The sequence below is a fragment of the Streptomyces sp. NPDC054847 genome (assembly GCF_053610925.1).
Window position 1 is genome coordinate 1 of record NZ_JBSGZJ010000087.1, and the last position, 19,854, is coordinate 19,854.

The 19,854-nt window shown below is 72.8% G+C and carries 16 protein-coding genes; 4 read left to right on the forward strand and 12 right to left on the reverse strand.

The window, feature by feature from the left end; all coding sequences use genetic code 11:
* Positions 1 to 55 precede the first annotated feature (55 nt).
* Complete coding sequence (locus ACWGH4_RS12490; protein ID WP_453459163.1) at positions 56 to 2,659, reverse strand: MXAN_6230/SCO0854 family RING domain-containing protein; 2,604 nt, start codon at positions 2,657 to 2,659, stop codon at positions 56 to 58.
* Positions 2,660 to 3,046: 387 nt separating this feature from the next.
* Here ACWGH4_RS12490 and bla point away from each other — a divergent pair, with 387 nt between their 5' ends.
* A complete protein-coding gene (gene bla / locus ACWGH4_RS12495; RefSeq protein ID WP_453459201.1) occupies positions 3,047 to 3,982 on the forward strand; it encodes a class A beta-lactamase in 936 nt (311 codons plus the stop codon).
* 164 nt (positions 3,983 to 4,146) lie between these two features.
* Here bla and ACWGH4_RS12500 read toward each other — a convergent pair whose 3' ends face one another.
* From ACWGH4_RS12500 to ACWGH4_RS12545, 10 genes are all read right to left on the reverse strand, one after another.
* Positions 4,147 to 5,280, reverse strand: coding sequence for an FAD-dependent monooxygenase (locus ACWGH4_RS12500; RefSeq protein WP_453459166.1), 1,134 nt, complete (start codon positions 5,278 to 5,280; stop codon positions 4,147 to 4,149).
* 106 nt (positions 5,281 to 5,386) lie between these two features.
* Positions 5,387 to 5,953: a GTP-binding protein gene (locus ACWGH4_RS12505; RefSeq protein WP_453459169.1), complete on the reverse strand. Its 567-nt coding sequence runs from the start codon at positions 5,951 to 5,953 to the stop codon at positions 5,387 to 5,389.
* A gap of 6 nt (positions 5,954 to 5,959) precedes the next feature.
* On the reverse strand, positions 5,960 to 6,316 hold the full coding sequence (locus tag ACWGH4_RS12510; RefSeq protein WP_453459204.1) for a DUF742 domain-containing protein: 357 nt from the start codon (positions 6,314 to 6,316) through the stop codon (positions 5,960 to 5,962).
* Positions 6,317 to 6,372: 56 nt separating this feature from the next.
* Positions 6,373 to 6,810: a roadblock/LC7 domain-containing protein gene (locus ACWGH4_RS12515; protein ID WP_453459172.1), complete on the reverse strand. Its 438-nt coding sequence runs from the start codon at positions 6,808 to 6,810 to the stop codon at positions 6,373 to 6,375.
* Positions 6,807 to 9,590, reverse strand: a complete 2,784-nt coding sequence (locus ACWGH4_RS12520) for a nitrate- and nitrite sensing domain-containing protein (RefSeq protein WP_453459175.1) — start codon at positions 9,588 to 9,590, stop codon at positions 6,807 to 6,809. The genes ACWGH4_RS12515 and ACWGH4_RS12520 overlap by 4 nt, the downstream gene beginning before the upstream one ends.
* 253 nt (positions 9,591 to 9,843) lie before the next feature.
* A complete protein-coding gene (gene metG / locus ACWGH4_RS12525) occupies positions 9,844 to 11,358 on the reverse strand; it encodes a methionine--tRNA ligase (RefSeq protein WP_453459178.1) in 1,515 nt (504 codons plus the stop codon).
* A gap of 207 nt (positions 11,359 to 11,565) precedes the next feature.
* On the reverse strand, positions 11,566 to 12,645 hold the full coding sequence (locus ACWGH4_RS12530) for a hypothetical protein (protein WP_453459181.1): 1,080 nt from the start codon (positions 12,643 to 12,645) through the stop codon (positions 11,566 to 11,568).
* A 59-nt stretch (positions 12,646 to 12,704) separates the two neighbouring features.
* The gene (locus ACWGH4_RS12535; RefSeq protein WP_453459184.1) at positions 12,705 to 13,391 is read right to left on the reverse strand and encodes a uracil-DNA glycosylase; all 687 of its coding nucleotides are present in this window, start codon (positions 13,389 to 13,391) and stop codon (positions 12,705 to 12,707) included.
* A gap of 30 nt (positions 13,392 to 13,421) precedes the next feature.
* Positions 13,422 to 13,958, reverse strand: a complete 537-nt coding sequence (locus ACWGH4_RS12540; protein WP_453459187.1) for a hypothetical protein — start codon at positions 13,956 to 13,958, stop codon at positions 13,422 to 13,424.
* A 20-nt stretch (positions 13,959 to 13,978) separates the two neighbouring features.
* Positions 13,979 to 16,519, reverse strand: coding sequence for a SpoIIE family protein phosphatase (locus ACWGH4_RS12545; RefSeq protein WP_453459190.1), 2,541 nt, complete (start codon positions 16,517 to 16,519; stop codon positions 13,979 to 13,981).
* Positions 16,520 to 16,789: 270 nt separating this feature from the next.
* Here ACWGH4_RS12545 and ACWGH4_RS12550 point away from each other — a divergent pair, with 270 nt between their 5' ends.
* The 3 genes from ACWGH4_RS12550 (at position 16,790) to ACWGH4_RS12560 (ending at position 18,566) form a co-directional block, all read left to right on the forward strand.
* The gene (locus ACWGH4_RS12550) at positions 16,790 to 17,548 is read left to right on the forward strand and encodes an IclR family transcriptional regulator (RefSeq protein WP_453459192.1); all 759 of its coding nucleotides are present in this window, start codon (positions 16,790 to 16,792) and stop codon (positions 17,546 to 17,548) included.
* A gap of 100 nt (positions 17,549 to 17,648) precedes the next feature.
* A complete protein-coding gene (locus ACWGH4_RS12555) occupies positions 17,649 to 17,975 on the forward strand; it encodes an antibiotic biosynthesis monooxygenase (RefSeq protein ID WP_441261492.1) in 327 nt (108 codons plus the stop codon).
* Between the two features lie 63 nt (positions 17,976 to 18,038).
* On the forward strand, positions 18,039 to 18,566 hold the full coding sequence (locus ACWGH4_RS12560; RefSeq protein WP_453459195.1) for a DinB family protein: 528 nt from the start codon (positions 18,039 to 18,041) through the stop codon (positions 18,564 to 18,566).
* A gap of 43 nt (positions 18,567 to 18,609) precedes the next feature.
* On the opposite strand, the gene ACWGH4_RS12565 is transcribed toward ACWGH4_RS12560, so the two are convergent.
* A complete protein-coding gene (locus ACWGH4_RS12565; protein ID WP_453459198.1) occupies positions 18,610 to 19,518 on the reverse strand; it encodes a fibronectin type III domain-containing protein in 909 nt (302 codons plus the stop codon).
* Between the last annotated feature and the right edge of the window lie 336 nt (positions 19,519 to 19,854).

The following is a 19,854-nucleotide window of genomic DNA, read 5'->3' on the forward strand; positions in this document are numbered from 1 at the left end:
GGGCGGCGGGGTCCCCCCGCCCCCCGCGGTCCCGGCGGCCGCCGGGCCGGTGTGCTCAGCGGGCAGCGAATGCCGTGACGACGTCCGCTGCGCCGAGCAGCCGCACGCGTGACGCGTCCAGCCGCTGCGGGTACAGCGCGAAGACTTCGCACCCGTCGGGGAGTTCGATGTCCCCGCGCAGGAGGAAGGCCAGACCCGCCCCGGACGCACGGCACTCCGCATCCCCGCCCATGTCCGTGTCCGTGTCCGGTGAGCCGATGCGGGCCGCGAAGGCGGACACGTCCTCACCGTCCCGGCGTACGTACACGGCCGAGGCCGCGTCCTCGCGGCGCAGCACAACCCAGGACGCACGGGCCGCGGCCTGCCGGCAGGCCAGTTCGCCCAGGCTCACGCGGGCCCCCGACGCGAACAGCCCGGTGAGGCTCCGGCCCAGCGTGGCCAGGGCCGTCGAGTGACGCCACACGGAGTGCTGTGTACCGGTCACGCCCTTGGCGACGTCGAGCCAGCGCATGGTCCGTGCCCGCAGGTCGACGACGAGCGGCACGCAGGCACGTTCGCCGCCGGTCAGGTCGAAGCGCTGCTCGACGGAGCGCGGTTCGAAGACCGGGCCCGCGCCTCCGGGCGCGTCGCGGACCATGAGTCCGGCGAACGCCTCCGCCAGGTCCCCGAAGGGCACGTTGTTGTACGAGTAGACGACCGCGACCGCATGGCGCACCCCCGCCGCGGCGAGCCGCTCCAGGTCGAGGTCGACGAACTCGCTCGCGCCGAGCGGCGGCGGCGCGTCCTGGAGATCGCCGGAGTGCACGGCCGCGTCGCGGGCGTACCGCAGGTTCGTGTAGTCACAGACGCCGACCTGCTGCCAGTCCGCGTCGAACATCGCCACCGACAGGTCGAGGTCCGTCCGGCCCGAGGTGGCGCTCTCCGTCCAGTGGAGGAACAGCCGCAGCGTCCGGCCGTCCGGCACCGCCAGTTCACTTCCGCGCGGCAGGGTCACGAAGGCACGGGAAGCGGTGCGCTCGGTGAACGGAGCCATGACACCGGCCAGTTCGGCGTCGAGGACCGCCGTGTCCACGCGCTGCCCCGTGCCCGCCCGGCGGGACAGCTCCGCCGAGAGTACGCCGACGACGTCCTGCACCGGAGAGGCGGTCAGTGCCGCGCGTCCGTCGTCCGCGACGTGCGCCTTCGCGGACGCGCCCTTGGGGAAGAACACCCGCACCGGCTGTTCCCGCGTGCGGACGCGGATCGCGCCCAGCGCGGACAGCAGCACCGCCGGCGCCACCCGGCCGATCACGCCGCTCAGCGCGGTGACGACCGCCTGTCCCTCGGTCTGCCTGCCGTCGGCGAGCCGGAGCAGATGGTCGAGCCTGCGGACCAGTTCACCCGGGCGTTGCGCGAGCAGCGCAACGGCACCGGTGACATCGGCCGACGTGAGGGCGGCCTCGACCTGCGCGCTCCAACTGTGGGCGGTGACGACCGGTCCGGTGGCGTCGATGCCGTCGGCGTCGGCCGCCGCCGCGCGCAGCACGGCGGAGAGGGTGTCGTCCCCGAGGCGGGTACCGCGGAGCGCGGCGAAGGCCAGCGCCGCGCGCGGGTGACGGGCCGCGTACTCGAAGGGGTGCAGACGCTCGGCCGCGTGGATCCAGGCGCGGCGGTGGCGTCGCATGTCCTGGACCGCCTGGGCCGGGTCGAGCGCGTCGAGCAGGGACAGCAGTCCTCGGCGCAGCGGACGGGGCACGGCCGCGAACCTCGGGACCGACACCAGTCCGGCGTCCCCGCCGGAGCGCAGGGCCAGTACGCGCAGCACGTCCGTCGCGGTGTCGACGAGTCCGGCCGCGTACGGCAGGGTCGCGGCCAGGTCCTCGGGGTCGTCGAGCAGCCAGGCGACGAGCCGGGCCTTCGTCTCCCGTCCGGGGACGACGGCGGGCAGCGTGTCCAGGCCGGTGCGGGAACGTGCGGCCAGCAGGGAGGTCAGGTCGTCGGCGTCCTGCGGGCGCGGAGCGCCGGTCCGCGTGAGCAGGGTGTCCAGTTCGTACGCGGCATCGGCCTGACGTGCGGTCAGGTCCCCGCCGAGGGAGAGCAGCCGCATGCGCCGGGGCGCCACGCGTCGCCCGAACAGCCGCCGGGGGCGCTTGGGCTTCAGGAACGGGTCGGCGGGATCGATACGGCGCTGGCACACCGGGCAGGCGGTGAAGTCGGCGCCGTCGAAGCACGTACCGCACACCAGGTGCGCACACGGCGAGACGGGCACGACGGAAGCCTCCGTACCGCAGAGCACGCACGGCTGCGCGGGCTCCTGGAAGAGCACCGTCAGCACGCGGTCGACGTAGTACTGGTGCGGGTCGGCCGGAGTGGTGTCCGGGAAGCCGCTGAACAGCGGCTCATGGGGCCGGTCGGCGCCCAGTGCCTGGTCGATGTCGTGCAGCAGGGCACGGCCCGCCGCTCCGAGGGCTCGCGCGTCGAGCGCCGCGAACGCGGTCCGCAGAGCGGGTGCGACGAGGTAGCCGCGGTCGGCGAGGGCGGCCTCCAGCAGTGCCGCGCCGGCCTCTCCGGCCGGGTCGGACACGGCGCCGGTGCCGGTGCCGGGCAGGTAGACAGCGCCCCGGCGGGACAGCAGTACGGCGGCGAGAGCGCGCGGCCTGGCGGTGGCGGTGACGGACATGTTCGGATCCCCCCTCCCGGACAGTGGCCGGGTGTTGCGCGGGGCGGGAAGTGAGCACGCTGATTCATCAGAAGAAGTCAGAAGGAAGCACACTCGGGAGCCGCCCCGCGCAGCATGAAGTTAGCACCGGCCAGGCGGGCCGATCACCTGCTTTTCCGCATGTGGACCCGGCGGTTCCGGGGACCCAAACTGCCGGACGCGCTGCCTCGGGCTGCCTCGGCCTGCCGGAGCATGCCCCCTGACCCCTTCGCCGCCGGGTGCGACACGCCGCCGCCCCTGCCGGGCCCGTTCAACTCGCTTTGATACGACGGACACTGTGACCGGGGCTCCACGCCGCTGGGTGGACAGCCTCGGGCACGGCCGACCACCAGAAGGCGTACGAAGAGGATCTCTGTGGCAATCTCCCGTCGTGCCTCGCTCACCGCGCTGGCGGCCCTCGCCGCCGCCCCGCTCACCGGATGCGCCGCCCCCCGCGCCGACGCCGCGCCACCGAGTGCGTCCGCGTCATCCAGGACGGCGCCGGCACCGAAGGCGTCCGCAGGGCCGTCGGGCCGCGCATTCGCCCGGCTGGAGCGGGAGTTCGATGCCCGGCTCGGTGTGTACGCCGTCGACACGGGCAGCGGGCGGACCGTCACCCACCGGGCCGACGAGCGCTTCGCCTACTGCTCCACCCACAAGGCACTGACCGCTGCCGCGGTGCTCGAGCGGAACTCCCTGGCCGGCCTGGACAAACTCGTCCGCTACACCCGTGACGACCTCGTCGACCACTCACCGGTCACGGAGAAGCACGTCGACAGCGGCATGACACTGCGCGCCGTGTGCGACGCCGCCGTCCGCTACAGCGACAACACCGCCGCGAACCTCCTCTTCGACGAGCTCGGCGGGCCCAAGGCCTTCCAGGCCACGCTCGCCGCCCTGGGTGACACGGTCACGCACGCCGACCGTCTCGAGACCGCCCTCAACGAAGCCACGCCGGGCGACATCCGCGACACGAGCACCCCGCGCGCCCTCGCCGGCGACCTGCGCGAGTACGTCCTCGGTGACACTCTCGACGCAGGGAAGAAGGCGCTGCTGACCGACTGGCTCAGGCGCAACACCACGGGCGACGCCCTCGTACGCGCCGGCGTCCCGGACACCTGGGTGGTCGGCGACAGGAGCGGCGGAGGCGGCTACGGCACCCGCAACGACATCGCCGTCGCCTGGCCGCCCGGGGCCGCCCCGGTCGTCATCGCCATCCTGTCCAGCCGCGCCGCCGAGGAGGCGGAGTACGACGACAGGCTCGTCGCGCGAGCCGCCGAGGTGGTGGTGGCCGCCCTGGCGTAGGCGGACCCCCGCGCGGGGACCAACGCGAAGGCCGGTGGCCGGTCGCCCGTACCGGGTTGTCCGGGCCCGGAACAGGACGTGAAACAGGGCCGATTCCAGCCCGGCTCGGGGGCTTCCGGGCCTGGTGCGGGCCGGTGCAGGCCCGCAACACGCCCGGTTCCGGCCTAGTACGGCTTCGCCAGTACGTGCGCCGCGCCCGGGATGCCGGTCTTCAGGAGTTCGTCCTCGTCGGGTGTGGTCTCCCCGCCCGTCTCCTGCTTGAGAACCGCGTGCGACATGGCCTGCACCCACATCGCCCGGGGCCGGCGGCGCGCCTCCCAGGCCGCGAGGGCGGCCGGCACCGAGGGCTCGCTGTCGAGGGACTCGGCGAGCACGACGGCGTCCTCGACGGCCATCGCCGCGCCCTGCGCGATGTGCGGGGTACAGGCGTGGGCCGCGTCACCGGCCAGTACCACCCGGCCCACGTGCCACGGTTCCTCGACCGTCACCTGGGAGATCCGCGAGTAGACGACGGCCGCGGGATCGGTGACCGTGGCGAGCGCCTCCGCCACCGGGCCGGAGAACTTCGCCAGCCGCTCGGCCAGCTGCTCGTGGGCCCGTTCCGGATCGGGACGGAAGTCCTCCTGCTCGGCGAACACGGCCCCCAGGTACATCAGCTCGTCCGTGATCGGCGTGAGCAGTGCCTTGCCGTCCTGCCCCGCCGTGCTCATCACGACGCCGTCGACCTGGGCCTGCCGCGGCACGGTGACCCGCCAGTTGGCGAAGCCGGTGTACTGCGGCGCGTAGCGCTCGCCGTAGAGGCGGGTGCGCAGCGGCGAGCCGATGCCGTCGAAGCCGACGACCAGGTCCCAGCGTCCGGCCGAGCCGTCGGAGAGGGTGACGTCGACGCCCTCGCCGTCGTCGTGCAGCTCGGTGACGGTGGCCGAGAACCGGAGCGTCGCGCCGGCCGCCGTGGCCGCCGCGCCCAGCACCGCGGCGAGCGCGGGCCGCGGGATGCCGTTGTTGGCGGGGGCGTCGCCCATCCGGGGCTGCGGAATGCGCGCGAGCGTGTTCCCGGCGGGGTCGGCGATGGTGAGGACCTCCCACTCGTACCCCGCCTTCAGGCAGTCGTCGAGTACGCCGATCTCACGCATCACGTGGAGGGCGTTCGACGGCTGGATGATGCCTACACCGAGCGCGTCGAGCCTGTCGCGGATCTCCGCGACCTCCACGGTGTGGCCGCGCCGTGCGAGTGCCGTGGCGAGGGTGAGCCCGCCGATGCCGCCGCCGTGGACGAGGACGCGCAGGGGTGATGCCATCTCAGAAGTCTCCAGAGCAGGAAGGGCCCGGAACGGGAAGGAACAGGGCGGGAGGGGCCAGGGCGGGAAGCGAGCGGGCAACAGGGCCGGCGCCGGCCGCGGTTGCTCAGACCGCGGCGGGCAGGCTCATCAGGTGGTCGACCAGGGCGAGCAGCACGTCCTTGCCGTAGTCGCGACGCCGGACGTCGCCGATCAGCAGCGGCACGTGCGGATCGAGGTCGAGCGCGACCCTGATCTCCTCCGCCGTACGAGTGTTGTGCCCGTGGAAGCAGTTGATGGCCACCACGAACGGGATGTCCCGGCTCTCGAAGAAGTCGATCGAGGCGAAACTGCTCCCCAGACGCCGGGTGTCCGCGATGACGACGCCGCCGAGCGCGCCGTTGACCAGGTCGTTCCACATGAACCAGAAGCGTTCCTGGCCGGGTGTGCCGAAGAGGTACACGACCAGCTCGTCGCTGATCGTGATGCGCCCGAAGTCCAGGGCGACGGTCGTCGTGTCCTTGTCGCCGACGCCGGCCAGGTCGTCGACGCCGACGCTCGCCTTGGTGAGGTACTCCTCGGTGCGCAGCGGGGCGACCTCGCTGACGGCTTCCACCATGGTCGTCTTGCCGACGCCGAACCCGCCGGCGATCAGGATCTTCACGGCGGCGGGGGCCGCCTGACTGATGGTCATGATGATTCAGAGTCTCCGGAGTCCGTCACGAACGGCGGCCAGCAGGCCCCTGTCGGCACCGCCCGCCGCCCGCGCCACGGACAGCGGCGCGCGTGCGGTGAGCAGGCCCTGGCCCACGAGGTCGGCCAGCAGGATCTTGGTCACCGACACGGGGAGGTCGAGGTCGGCGGCGACCTCGGCGACGGCCGCGGGCCGCCGGCAGCGGTCGAGAATCATCCGGTGCTCGGGCTGCAACCGCCCGGGGCGCAGCGGGACTCCACGCCCGTCGCGCGGCTCGTCCGCCGTCCTGAGCACCGTGATGAGCGTGAAGTCGTCCCGCTCGGGGGCCGTACGGCCACGGGTGATGGTGTACGGGCGGACCATCGTTCCCGAGCCGTCCTCCCCCAGCGCCTCGTCGTCCTCGTCCTCCCAGCCGGCGTTCACGCGACCGGTCCCTCCCCGGTGCCGAAGGCGTCGAACTCCCCACGCACGGGGGTGCCGAGCTTCTGGCCGACCTGCTGGACGAGGTTGTGCATGGCGAGCGACATGACTTCGGCGTCCACCTCCTGCGACGCGACGACCGCGAGGTGGGTGCCTTGGCCGGCCGAGATGATGAACAGCCAGAGGTCGGCCAGTTCTACGATCACCTGGTGCACGACGCCGCCGTCGAAGAGCTGACCGACCCCGCGGGCCAGGCTCTGCTGGCCGGTGCAGATGGCGGCCAGCCGCTCCGCCTCCGAGCGCTCGATGGACCGCGAGTGGCTGACGACCAGCCCGTCGTCGGAGAGCAGGACGGCGTTCCGGGTCTCTGCCACCGAGTCCACCAGACCGTCGAGCAGCCAGTCCAGGTCCTGGTGGGTGGCGGTTGTGCGTGTCATGACCGTTCTTCTCTCGTGGGACGGGTCGGTGCGGTGGAGTCGGGCCGGTCCGGAGGGCCGGCCGGGTCCGTGGGCGCGTCGCCCGCGCGGGCGGCCCGGGACCGGCGTTGGAAGGCGCCGATCGTGGCGCCGGCCCGGCGCGGGGCGGGCCGAAGCAGCGGGTCGTCCTGCCAGCGCGGCGGCCTGGGCGGCACCGGCCGGTCGGCGGGGGCGACGCGCAGCTCGTCGACGAGACTGGCCTGCCGCACCCGGCGCGGCAGCGGAGGTTCCGGGGTCGGCGCCGGGAGGCCGGGCAGTCCCTGAACGGCACCGGCCGGCTCGCCGGCGCCGTCGTGCGAGAGGTCCGTCCCCGCGCCCGGCTGCGCGGGGGTCCCGTACGGAAGGGCGGGGGTCCCGTACGTCTCGGGGGTGGCCGCGTACAGCTCGGACGTCCCGTACGGCTCGGTGGGAGTCGCGTACAGCTCGGACGTCCCGTACGGCTCGGCGGGTGCCGGACGGTACGGCGGCTCCGTGTGGCCGTACGGCGGCTCCGCGTGCTCGTACGGCTGCCCGGGCGCCTCGTGGCCCACGTCGGGATCCGGGTACGGCCCGTCGAACTCCGCGTACGGTCCGGGGCCGTTCCCGTGCGGATCCGCCGGACTACCGTACGGCTCAGGGTCGTTCCGGTACGGGTGCCCCGGCTCCTCGGCGTACGGCGGGGCGGCGGGCTCATAGGGCGTCGCGGCGGCCGGGTTCAGTGCCGTGACGTCGGCGAGGGCCCTGCCCTGCACACGGGTCGGCAGCGCGTCCGTGTCCGCCACGGGGGCGGCGGGGTCGGCGAGGGGCGCCACGGCGTGGACCGGCACCGCAGAAGGAGCCGGCGCCTCCGGACCGGGCCCGGCCACGGTGAGCTCGTGGGGGACGAGGACGACGGCCCGCGTGCCGCCGTACGCCGACGGGCGGAACTCGACCCGCAGCCCGTACTGGGAGGCGAGCCGTGCGATCACGTGCAGGCCGAGCCGGATGTCGTCGGAGTGGGCGAGCACGTCCATCCGCGGCGGGCGGCGCATCAGTTCGTTGGCGTCGGCGAGCTGGTCCTCCTCCATGCCGAGGCCGCGGTCCTCCACCTCGATGGCTAGTCCGCGGCTCACTCCCGCGGCCCTGACCTCGACCGGACTCGGCGGGCGGGAGAAGGCGAGCGCGTTCTCGATCAGTTCGGCCAGGACGTGCGAGACCGGGCCGACGGCCCGTGCCGAGAGCCAGGGACTGCCGTCGAGGTCCAGCATGACGCGGCGGTAGTCCTGCACCTCGCCCTGGGCGGAACGCATCACGTCGAGCAGCGGGACCGGCTTGCGCCAGCGCCGGTGCGGTGACCCGCCCGCGAGGATCACCAGGTTCTCCTCGTAACGCCGGAGCCGGGCGGTGAGGTGGTCGAGGTCGAAGAGGCCGTCGAGCACCTCGGGGTCCTCGTGCCGGCGCTCCAGCTCGTCCAGCTTCTTGAGCTGCTGGCCGATCAGCTGCTGCGTGCGGCGGGCGATGCGCTGGAGCAGCCGCTCGAACCCGCGGTGCTGGTCGGCCTGCCGGACCGCGGCCTCCAGCGCGCTGGTGCGGGCGAGGTTGAGGGCCTCGCCGAGGCGGGTGAGCTCGTCGGAGGCACGGTCCTGGTCGTCCTGCCGGATGGCTCGTGCCTCGGCCTCGACGTCGATGCGTTCTCCTTGGCCGAGCCGCTCGACGACATCGGGGAGGGCCTTCTCCAGTGCCTCCGCCTGTTCCTGGAGGCGGCTGATGCGGCGGCGCAGGTTTCGCGTGAGGCGCCAGGTGGTCCAGATGACGGCGACGACGGCGAGGAGGCCGACGACCGTGGTGAGCACCATCCGGAAGAGCAGCGACATGACACTGCCCTTGCCCTCCTCGACCACTCGGGCGGTCCGGTGCTCCATGAGGCTCTTCAGCTGGGGCGTGAGCGTGTCCATCGCGTCCCGCCAGGTCTTCTCCTCGGCGCGGAGCCTGATGTCGCCGGACGCATCGGGGTCCGCGGGGCGCAGTACGGCGTCCTCGACACGGGTCTTCGCCTGCCAGGCCGAACTGCCGGTGATCGCCAGCCACTCGGCCTTCTCGTCGTCCGGGAGGAAGGGCACCACCTTGGTGGTGTGCACGAACGACTGGCCGGCCACGGCCTGCCGGAACTGCTGGTGTTCCTCGGTGCTGAGCCTGCCCCGGCCCCAGCCGCGGGCGAGCAGGGCGTCGGAGCGGGAGATCATCTCCTTGGCCCAGAACAGGTCCACGAGGGGCTGCGACAGCGTGGTGATACGCCCGTTGTCCACGTGGCTGAGCGCGGTGAAGAGCTTCAGGTCGACGGCGATCAGGTCCGTGTAGTAGTCGTACACGGCCTCCTGCTGATCCCGGTCACCACTGTCCACGAGGGCACGCTGGGCGGGGAGTTGGCCGATCGCCTGCCGCGCTCCGGCGACCGCGTCGAGGACCTCGCGCGGCGCGTCGTCCTCGGTGACGTCGGAGAGGGACCGGAAGCGGTCGACCGCCTCGTCCGTCAGCTCGCGCTTGCGTGCCAGGTCCGCGGCGGCGCCGTCGCGGCGGGCGAGCACCTCGGCGCTGAGGCGTCGCTCCTCCTGGAGGTTGTAGTAGACGACGTTGGACGGTTGGCCGGCCTTCTCCGCCAACAGCCCCTGGGCCGCCTGTCGTTGAAAGTCGAATAATGTCTGGCCGCTGGTGACGCCCCACAGGGCCACCAGTGCGATACCGGGGACGAAGGCCAGGACGAGCAGGGCCGTCCGCAGGGACATGGACGTCGAGCCGGTCCGCCGTGAGGCGCGCGTGCGCAGGGCAATGCTCCTTGACGAGGGACCGACCTGACGGCTGGTCAAATTCGAGGTGCGCTCCGACGCGTGAATATTAGTCACACTGCGACACCACAAGGGACCCGGGACCCTGCACAAGCATCATCCTTCACTCACACCACCGTCACCGGACAGGGCCGGGACGGGCCGTCGGAGCAGGTCAACGCCTCCCCGACGGCCCCGTGGCACGACGGACCCGTCACACCTCGATCCGGGGGAACAGCGGAGCGGCCGCGGGAAGGACTCCGCCGACGGCCGTGCACTGCTCCCTGATACGGGCCGCGGCCCCCGGCAGGAAGGGGTCCAGCCGGTCGCCCAGCACCAGACATGCCTGCAGGAGGGCGTCGAGAGCCCGGTCCAGGCGCTCCCCCGCGTGGGGGTCTCCCGCCTTTTCCGCCTTGGCCGACTCCCAGGGCCGTGTGGCGTCGATGCAGCGGTTGGCCTCCTCCACGATCGTCCACACCGCGGCCGCCGCCCGGCGGAAGTCGAAGCCGGCGAGGGCCGCCGCGATCAGCCGGGGGCTGTCCTCGCATGCCTCGGCCAATGGCTTCGAGGTGAGCGCGAGGGGGCGCGAAGCCGGAGGACGGCCGTCACGGTAACGGTGAACCATGGTGACGACACGGTTCACCAGGTTGCCAAGCCCCCCGGCGAGGTCGCTGTTGGCGCGGTCCACGAGACGGTCCCGCGTGAAGTCCGCGTCGCCGACCCTGGGTACGTCACGCAGCAGCCACCAGCGGACCGCGTCCGTGCCGGCATCGGCGGCCAGTTCCGCCGGATCGACCGTCGTACCGCTCGACTTGCTGATCTTGCGGCCGTCGACGGTGAGATAGTCGTGGACGAGGATGTCGGTCGGCAGCGGCAGCCCGGCAGACAGCAGCATCGCCGGCCAGTACACGGCATGGAACCTGAGCACGCCCTTCCCCGCCAGGTGGACGCGCCTGCCGCTCCCGTGCCACCACTCGTCGAACGCCTCGTCCCCGGTGCCGTACCCGAGACTGGTGACATAGTTGCCGAGCGCGTCCCACCACACGTAGACGACCTGGTCGGGGTCGCCGGGGACGGGGATGCCCCAGCCGCGGGCGCGGCTCTGGGAGCGGGAGACGGAGAAGTCGTGCAGACCGCCCTCGATCAGGCCGAGGACCTCGTTGCGGCGTGAGGCGGGTTCGATCCGCAGGCGTCCGTCCGTGATCAGTTCCCGCAGGGTGCCGGCGTAGCGGGAGAGCCGGAAGAACCAGTTCTCCTCGGATACGGTCTGAGGCTTTGTCCCGTGGTCGGGACATCGGCCCTCGTCCAGGTCGGCGGGGGTCCAGAACTGCTCGCAGCCGACGCAGTACAGCCCCTCGTAATGCCTGCGGTACAGGTCCCCCGCGTCGGCGCACCGCTGCCACAGCCGCTCCACACCGGCGCGGTGGCGCGGGTCGCTGCTGGTGCGGATGAAGTCGTCCGACGACAGGGCGAGCGGCCCCCGCAGGGCGGCGAACGCGTCGGCGTTGCGGTCGACCAGTTCCTGGACCCCGATGCCCTCCGCCTCCGCCGCGAGGACGTTCTTGAGGGAGTTGTCGTCCGTGCCGGTCAGGAAACGGACCTGCTCGCCGGACTGCCGGCCGTGCCGGGCGAGCACGTCCGCCTGGACCAGTTCCAGGGCGAAGCCCAGATGCGGCCGGGCGTTGACGTACGGGATGGTCGTGGTGATGTAGGTACGGGTAGCGGTCATGGAAGCCTCCTCCTGTCCCGGGCGGGGCTTCCACCTGCACATACGCGAAAGAGGCCCCGTCTCCGGGGCCTCGGTACGTCACACGTCCGACTCAGCGGCCCCGTCTGCGGGGCATCATCGGGAACGCGTGCGTGGTCATGCGGGGAGGCTAACAGAGCCCGGCGGGGCGGGTCCGGGCATTTTCCGTCGGCAGCGCCGTGCGCCTTCTCATGCGGCCAAGGCGCGGTCGATGCGACGCAGGACCGTCTTGTGGGTGACATGCCTGCGCAGCCCGTCCAGTTCCAGCCGTGCGTCCCCGGTGCCGATGCGCGCGAGCGCCACCACGCCGGCTTCCGCGACCCTCACGGCGTACGCACCGGAACGCGGCAGCCCCCTCAGCGAGGTCCCGACCAGGCGGGCGAGCGCGTCGCAGGTGTCGTCACGGGGTGGCAGCAGCGAAAGCAGCCACGCGAGCGCGCGCAGCGCCTGCACGTTGTACGGGTCGTAGGCCGCGGTGCCCTGCGAGCCCCGCAGCGGCACGGTGCGCTCCCGGCCGACGAGTTCGAACCAGCCGTGCACACGCCGACGGACCGACTCCGGACCCGCCGCGTCGAGCAGCTCCCGGCCGGCGTCCAGCCACTTGGCCGACGGCGCACCCGCGCTGATCGGGGCCCTGTGGCCGAGCAACCGCTGCCAGGACCCACCGCCCGCCACCGCGTCCTCGAGAGCCTGATCGGCCCATGCCTCGCCCGGGTTGAGCACGGGACCCGGCAAGCGGGTCAGCAACTCACGCAGGGCCGGTTCGGCGTGGTAGTCGATCACGGTGCGCCGGAACGCGGCGAGTACCGCCGGGCCGGGTATGCGTCCGGCTTCGATCTCGGCGTCCGCGAGCTCCCACTCCCGGTGCCCGAACGCCACGTACTCGCCGCCCAGTCGCGTGAGCACGGACTGGCGCTCCGCGGCCATCAGCTCCGGATCGAGGCCGCGGGCCACGCCGGTCGCCACCACCAGCAACTCGGCCCTGAGGTAAGAGGTGTTCCTGCGGAAGGCCTCGGGGGACGGCTCTTCCCCCGCCCCCGTACGCGCATGCCACTCGGCCCAGATGCCCGCCAGCTCCAGCCGGTCACGGTCCGGCAGCCTCCGCAGCCACGTCATGGCCTCGGCACCCGGCCCCGTCATGGATCCGTTGTGGCACGCGGCCTCCATGACCGACCGTGCCAGCCCGGCAAGGTCTCCGCGCTCGGCGAACCCGCGGTGGACCGCGGCCTGGTCCAGCAGGGTGTCGGGGTTGCTCAGCCATCTGCTCATGATCGGGAGCGTAGAAGACCCCACTGACACCGCCCGGGCGCGAGTGACCGCCTGCGGCGTCAGGGCGCCTCGGCGCCCTCCGGCGTCGTGAGCCGGGCCACCTCGCGCATGGTGCGCAGGATCTCCGGCCGCGCCGCCGGGCGGGAGGCGAGGCCCCGGGGGCTGGGGTGCCAGGTCGCCAGGGTGCGGACCGCAGGGGCGTAGCGGGCGACGTACGCGGCCCAGCCTGCCTGGGCGCTCCGGCCCATGGGCACGACGACCTCCAACTTCGGCAGCAGCGAGATCACTTCGTGGAGGAACGGCACCGCGCGCTGTACTTCCGTACGTCCCGCCGTGGTGATCCGGTCGGCCGTGCCCAGGTACCACGGCACGACGTTCCAGTGCAGGGAGTGCTCATAGGGCAGCCCTGCCTCGCGGCGCAGCAGCCAGCAGTTCTGGGCGGTCGGGTCGTTGTTGTCGACGGAGATGATTCCGCTGCCCGTACGCCGCAGGCCCGCCTCGCTGCCCCCGGCCGTCCGGCCGGGCGCCTCCAGCAGGAAGAGGCTGCGCGCCTCGACTCCGCCGGAGGCCGGGTCGAACCACGGAACGGACTCACCCTGACCCAGCCGTTCACGCAGGTCGGCCACCCAGTCGTTGAGCGGCCGCACCGACGGACCGGTACGTACTGCCTTGAGCCGCGCGGTGAGGAAGACGGGATCCCGCAGGCTGCGGGGAGCCGTGGTGGGCGCGAAGCTTTTCGGAGACATGTCGCGCAGTATGCCCCTTACGGGCACGAGTCAGCGTGAATTGCCTGCGCGTGCCGCCGAGTTGGCCGTTCCGTCCGCCCCGGAGGCCGCCACGGCGTCGAGCTCGTCGATCGCGTGAGCGGCCTCCGCGCGTACCTCCGCGTCGGGGTGACGGAGCAGCGGCTCGACGGCCGCCCTGGCCGCGGGCTCATGGGTGGCCGAGAGGATGAAGGGCACGTAGGTCAGTTCCCGCGGGTGCAGCACCGCCGTGACGTCGGCGATCGGCCCGAGGAGCGCGTACGGAATCCGGTGGCGGACGACCGCGTGCGACAGGGCGTTGAGGCCGGCCTCCTGTACGTCGCGGTCACGTTGCGAGGTGACCGCCTCGACGAGAACGGCCACCACCCGTTCGGCATCCGCCTGTTCGAGGCAGCCGGCCTCCAAGAGGTCGCCGAGTTCGTCAGCCGCCACATCGCGACGCACCGCCTCCTTCGCGGTATCGCGGTCGACGAGGTCCGTGCGGTCGAGCGTCGCACAGAGGACTTCCACGCGGTCGAGGGGAGCGCGGGGGTGTCGTGACGCGGCCATGCGCCCAGTGTCGCGGCCGCTCACGCCGTGGGCACGCCGTCCGGGAACGCCTGTTCCGTCCAGATCGTCTTGCCGGAGCGGGTGTAGCGGGTGCCCCAGCGCTGGACGAGCTGGGCGACGATGAACAGGCCGCGACCGCCCTCGTCCTCGGCGGTGCTGTGCCGCAGGTGGGGTGAGGTGTGGCCGGTGTCCGCCACCTCGCACAGGAGCGTGCGGTCGCGGATCAGGCGGAGTTGCAGGGGTCCCTCCGCGTACCGGACCGCGTTGGTGACCAGTTCGCTGACGACCAGCTCGGTCGAGAACGCCAGTTCCTCGAGGCCCCAGGTGCTGAGCTGCCCGGTGATGAGTTCCCGTGCGCGTCCGGCCGCCACCGCTTCCGCGGGCAGCTCCCACATCGCGACCTGGCCGGCGTCGAACTCGCGGGTACGGGCCAGGAGGAGGGCGGTGTCGTCGGCGGTCGTGCCGCCCGGCAGGAGCTCGGTGATCACCCGGTCGCACAGTTCTTCCAGGGGCAGGTCCCGGTGGTCGGCCAGCACTTGGCCCAGCATGTCGAGCCGCTCGTCGATGTCGCGGTCCCGGGCCTCCACCAGACCGTCGGTGAACAGGGCGAGGAGGCTGCCCGCGGGCAGGTCGATCTCCATCGACTCGAACGGCAGCCCGCCGAGTCCCAGTGGCGGTCCCGCGGGCAGCTCCGGGTAGTGGTACGAGCCGTCCATGGCCACGACCGCCGGCGGCAGATGCCCGGCCCGTGCCATCGTGCAACGGCCGGAAACCGGGTCGTAGACCGCGTAGATGCAGGTCGCGCCCGTCGTCACGTCGGGATGCGGGCCGGCCGCGACGTACGCTCCCGCCGCCTCTCCCGTGCGCTCCTCCCCCGGCACCTGGAACGCGTCGGAGGTAGGCACCACCAGGTCGTCCAGCCGGGCGAGGAGTTCGTCGGGCGCCATGTCCAGCTCGGCGAGGGCCTCCACGGTGGTGCGCAGCCGTCCCATCGTGACCGCGGCCGGCAGCCCGTGGCCGACGACGTCGCCGACGACGAGCCCGACGCGTGCGCCGGAGAGCGGGATGAGGTCGAACCAGTCGCCGCCGACCCCGGTGGCACCGTCGGTCGGCAGGTAGCGGTGCGCGACCTCCACGGCGGAGTGCCAGGGAAGGTGCTGCGGGAGCAGCTCCCGCTGGAGGGTGAGGGCCGCGGCGTGTTCGCGGGTGAAGCGGCGGGCGTTGTCGATACAGACGGCTGCCCTGGCCACCAGTTCGTCGGCCAGGGCCACCTCGCCGTTGTCGAAGACCGCCGGCCGGCCCTCACGGGTGAAGGTGACGAGACCCAGCGTCTCGGAGCCGACGCGCAGCGGTACGACCAGCGCGTTCTCGTCGACCACCTTGCCGCCGGAGGACAGGCTGCGGAGCTGCGGAGTCCCGGGCGGGTACTCGCGGACCGTGCGGCCGGCCCGCGCCGGCGCCCTGGCGACCCTGATGAAGCCGCCTCTCGGTGGCCAGCCCGCTTCCGGTTCGCCGCCTTCGAGGACGCCCGGTGCGATGTCGACCTCGACCGCGGAGGCGAAGCCGGGCACCGCCACGTCCGCGAGTTCCTGCGCGGTGACCACCGCGTCGAGGGTCGTGCCGACACGGCGCCCGGCCTCGACCAGCAGGGCCAGCCTGTTCTGCGCGTCGTAGCGGTCGGTGATGTCGAAGGCGTCCTCGCAGACGCCCAGCACCCGGCCCTCCGCGTCCTCCAGCCGGTAGTACGAGCACGACCACAGGTGCTCCCTGCCGGGATCGCTGGGCAGCTGCCCGAGGAAGTGCACGTCGAGCACGGGTTCGCCGGTGTCGAGGACCTGGCGCATGACCCCGTCGAGCGTGCGCGGGTAACCCTCGGTGACGAGCGTGCCGCCCGGGTACAGCTCGTCCGCGTGCGTGCCCCGGTACTGGGCGAACGGCCGGCCGATCTCCGCGCTGGAGGCGGCGTTCGCCCAGGCCAGCCGGAGATCCGTGTCGTAGATCGCCAGTCCGATCGGTGACTGGGTGGCCAGGCCGTCGAGCATCGCCAGACGGGACTCCCACACCCGCAGCCGCTCGGACTCCGCGAGGACGAGAACCCGCGCGGCCGTCCCGTCGCCGGCCAGTTCGGACACCGCCGCTTCCACCGGGACGCCGTGCCCGTCGCGGTGCCGCGCGAGCCGCGGCTCGTGGCCGCGGAAGGGCAGCCCCGGAGCGCCGGGCTCCGGGGCGGGGGCGGAGACCGCAGAGGGAGGGTCTCCCGTGGACGGAGCAGCGGCCGGTGCGGGCTCCGACGGGCCGGGCGGCGTGCCGGACCCGACCGTGAGCGCGGTTCCGCACAGGAACACGTCGACAGGCCGGCCGAGGATGTCCTCGGGTCCGTATCCGAGCAGCGCCTCGGCCGCCGGGCTCCACCCGATGACCTTGTTGAGGGCATCGAGGACCACCGTGGCGGCGACAGCGATGTCGAGCGGGCCACGGAGATCCTCGCCCTCCACCGATCTCCATGTCCGCCAGGCGCTTGCCGCGTCCCACGTGCCCGCAGCCTGCACAGACCCGTTCATCCTCTTCAGAATCTGCCTGCCCCGCCGGATGCACAAGCGTTGCCGGTGAGGCGGGGAGACCGGGAGTGAGCCGCCGGAGCGATCGGGCCGTGCGTTGCCGGTCAGGTTTCGGGGGTCAGCCGCGTGCCGTCGTCGGTCACCCGTACGCGGAGGGCAACGTATCGGTCCTGGGGCCGCGCCGGCCGGGACCGGCCCGGACCGATCGTCTTCGGGGCTTTAGGCTCGGACGGAGTCAGCGGCGGAACGTCGGCCCCCGGAAGGAACATGAGCATGGCCAAGCCCGTCGGTCCCACCGGGCCGCAGTCGGTCGACCGCGCGCTGGAGATCCTGGACGCCGTCGCGGAGGCTCCGGGGCCGGTCGGGGCGAAGGCGCTCGCACGGCGGCTCGGATGCTCGCTGTCGACGGTGTACCACCTGCTGGCGCCGCTCACCGCCCGCGGGCACCTGGTCCGCACCACCGCCGGATACGCCCCGGGGCCCCGGGTGCCCGCGCTGCACCGGTCCTTCCGGCGGCACCTGGGGCTCGGGCCGCAGACGGCCGAGCTGCTGCCGTGGCTGCGGAGGGCCACCGGGGCGGAGGCGTACTTCACGGCGTACCGCGACGGCCGGATCGTCATGATCGACAGCACGGTGCCCGTCACGGACGTCGCCCATCCCTTCGTGCCGGGGCCGGAGACGCGGGCGCATGCGACCGCCCACGGCAAGGCGCTGCTGGCGGCACTGCCACGGGCGGCGCGACGGCGGTACCTCGCCGAGCACGGCATGGCCCGTTTCACCGACCGCACCATCACGGGCGCCGAGCGGTTCGAGGCCGAGCTGGCGCGGGTGCGGGGGCAGGGCTTCGCCGTATCGATCGGCGAGGCGGACCCGGCGTTCACCTGTCTGGCCACGACGCTCCGCGAGCGGCCCGGCGGTGCGGACGGTGTATTGCATGCCGTGTCGGTGTCGCTGCCGACCGCAGAGTTCCGGCGCCGGCACGGGGAGATCCGGGCGGCGGTGGCGCAGGCCGCTTCGGGCGCGCCCTGGTGAGGCGCGCAGTGCGACGAGGCAGGGGGGACGTTTTCCGGCAGGGCCGGAATGCGGCGCGTCACAGATGGTTCCCGGGCTGCCGGAGCGCGAACGTGTACCCATGATCTTCATCGCCGTCAGGTTCACCGTCCGTCCCGAGTACAGCGACCGCTGGCTCGACATCGTCGACGACTTCACCCGCGCGACCCGCGCCGAACCCGGAAACCTCTTCTACGACTGGTCGCGCAGTGTCGACGATCCGAACAGGTTCACGCTGCTGGAGGCCTTCGCCGACGCGGACGCGGGGGCGGCGCACGTGGCCTCCGACCACTTCCGGGCGGGCATGGAGTCGATGGCCACCGCGATCGCCACCACTCCGGAGATCATCAACGTCGAGGTGCCCGGCCAGGGTTGGAACGAGATGGCCGAGCTGAGGCCGGCGCAGTAGCCCACCGTCCGGCAGGGGCGGCGACGTCAGGTCGGCTGTCACCGGCGTGTGCGAGGGTGCCGTATGGACACGACACCCGATGGACGCCCGATCCCGCCCCCGCACGCCGGTGAACGGGCCATGCTGGAAAGCTGGCTGGACTTCCACCGTGCCACGCTGGCGCTGAAGTGCGCCGGCCTCGACGACGACCAAGTGCGCCGCGCCTCCGTGACACCGTCGTCGATGACGATCCTGGGCCTGGTCCAGCACCTCGCCGAGGTCGAACGGAACTGGTTCCAGCGCGTGTTCGCGGGCCACGACGTACCGCTGCTCTACGGCGAGGACGGCGGATTCGGCTACACCCTCGCCGCGGACCGCGGGATCGACGAGGCCCTGGCCGCGTGGCAGGCCGAGGTCGACCGGAGCCGTGAGCTGATCGCGGACGCCTCGCTCGACGACTCCGGCACGCTCTCGAAGGAGAACGCGGCGGTGCTCGGCGGCGAAGGAGTGTCGCTGCGCTGGATCCTTGTCCACATGATCGAGGAGTACGCGCGCCACAACGGCCATGCGGATCTGCTCCGGGAGAGCATCGACGGCGTCACGGGCGCGTAGCGTCGGCCGTCGCCGCGGCACGAGGCGCGCGCACTCCGCCTCCTCAGCGGACCACCACCGTCCGCTGGGCCGAGAAGTCACCCCACTTGCCGTCAGGCAGCTTCGCCCGGAGCTTGACGCTGTAGCGGGTGCCTGGTTCGTCGGTGACGGTCATGGTGTACACGGCCGTCCCGGCGGGCGGCTCCGCACCCCAGACGATGGTGGTCGCCAACCTGCCGTTCAGATACAGCTGGTGCTCCTTGACCGGGGCGCCCGTCCGCGGCGGGGTCCATCGCAGCTCGACGGCGCCCTTGCGGGCACTCGCCTCGAGATCGGTGGGCGCGGTGCTGCCGCCGCTGCCGCCCGGCGCGGACGGGGTGGTGAGATCGACGGGATCGCTGTCCGGCGACGAGTTCTCCGCCGCGTCGCGGGCCCGGACGGTGAAGGTGTAGACGGTGCCGGGCCGCAGGCCGGTGACGCGTGCGCCGGTCTGCGTGCCGCTGACGCTGTGGACGCGTGAGTCCTCCTGGTAGATGTCGTACGAGGTGACGCCGGTGTCGTCCGTGGCCCTCTCCCAGGTCAGGGTCACCGCGGTGCCGCCGTCCGTACGGCCTTGGACCTTCGCCGGCCGGCTCGGGGCCCGGCGGTCGTCCGGGGCGGGGGCCGGGGTGGTCACGGATATCGGGGCGCTGGGCGCCGACAGGTTCCCGGCCGCGTCCCGCGCCCGCACCGTGAAGCTGTACGCGGTCCGCGGCGCCAGTCCGTCGACGTCCACCATGTGCTTGCTGCCCGGCAGGGACTTGACCTTGGTGCCCTTGCGGTAGACCTCGTAGCCGGTGACCGCCTTGTTGTCGGAGGACTTGTCCCACATGACGTGTACGGACGTGGCACTGCCCGCCTGGGCGGTCACGCCGGAGGGCGTCGACGGCGGCTTGTCGTCCGGGGCCTCACCGGCGCAGGCGGTGAGGGTCATGAGGGCTGCCAGGGCGGTGCAGGCCGTGAGAAGGAGGACAGCGGGGCGGGGCGGCGTGACAAAGGTGGGGGGACGGTGCACGGTCGGGCCTCCGCGTGACGGACGACGGGCATTGGTCCAGACCTGTATGCCACAGTCCCGTGTTCCCCACAAGGCACCCGGGGCCCCGGCCCCACCGCGGCGGCCTCGCCGCCTTCGTACCTTGCGTGAGCCTGATGCCTTCCTTATGGCTTCTTGAAGAAGCCCTCAGGGAAGGGACGACACCGTTCGAACCGGCTTACGATCTCGGCAACCCCCCACCGTGATCCCGGTGGGCGCAGCGGCGCCCTCCGGGAT

Coding starts and splice junctions, on each gene's coding strand:
- ACWGH4_RS12520 (WP_453459175.1), bottom strand. CDS start 9,590: ATGTCCCTGCGGACGGCCCTGCTCGTCCTGGCCTTCGTCCCCGGTATC.
- ACWGH4_RS12505 (WP_453459169.1), bottom strand. CDS start 5,953: ATGACCATCAGTCAGGCGGCCCCCGCCGCCGTGAAGATCCTGATCGCC.
- ACWGH4_RS12565 (WP_453459198.1), bottom strand. CDS start 19,518: ATGACCCTCACCGCCTGCGCCGGTGAGGCCCCGGACGACAAGCCGCCG.
- ACWGH4_RS12545 (WP_453459190.1), bottom strand. CDS start 16,519: ATGAACGGGTCTGTGCAGGCTGCGGGCACGTGGGACGCGGCAAGCGCC.
- metG (WP_453459178.1), bottom strand. CDS start 11,358: ATGACCGCTACCCGTACCTACATCACCACGACCATCCCGTACGTCAAC.
- ACWGH4_RS12560 (WP_453459195.1), top strand. CDS start 18,039: ATGGACACGACACCCGATGGACGCCCGATCCCGCCCCCGCACGCCGGT.
- ACWGH4_RS12515 (WP_453459172.1), bottom strand. CDS start 6,810: ATGACACGCACAACCGCCACCCACCAGGACCTGGACTGGCTGCTCGAC.
- ACWGH4_RS12490 (WP_453459163.1), bottom strand. CDS start 2,659: ATGTCCGTCACCGCCACCGCCAGGCCGCGCGCTCTCGCCGCCGTACTG.
- ACWGH4_RS12530 (WP_453459181.1), bottom strand. CDS start 12,645: ATGAGCAGATGGCTGAGCAACCCCGACACCCTGCTGGACCAGGCCGCG.
- ACWGH4_RS12540 (WP_453459187.1), bottom strand. CDS start 13,958: ATGGCCGCGTCACGACACCCCCGCGCTCCCCTCGACCGCGTGGAAGTC.
- ACWGH4_RS12550 (WP_453459192.1), top strand. CDS start 16,790: ATGGCCAAGCCCGTCGGTCCCACCGGGCCGCAGTCGGTCGACCGCGCG.
- ACWGH4_RS12500 (WP_453459166.1), bottom strand. CDS start 5,280: ATGGCATCACCCCTGCGCGTCCTCGTCCACGGCGGCGGCATCGGCGGG.
- ACWGH4_RS12510 (WP_453459204.1), bottom strand. CDS start 6,316: ATGGTCCGCCCGTACACCATCACCCGTGGCCGTACGGCCCCCGAGCGG.
- ACWGH4_RS12555 (WP_441261492.1), top strand. CDS start 17,649: ATGATCTTCATCGCCGTCAGGTTCACCGTCCGTCCCGAGTACAGCGAC.
- ACWGH4_RS12535 (WP_453459184.1), bottom strand. CDS start 13,391: ATGTCTCCGAAAAGCTTCGCGCCCACCACGGCTCCCCGCAGCCTGCGG.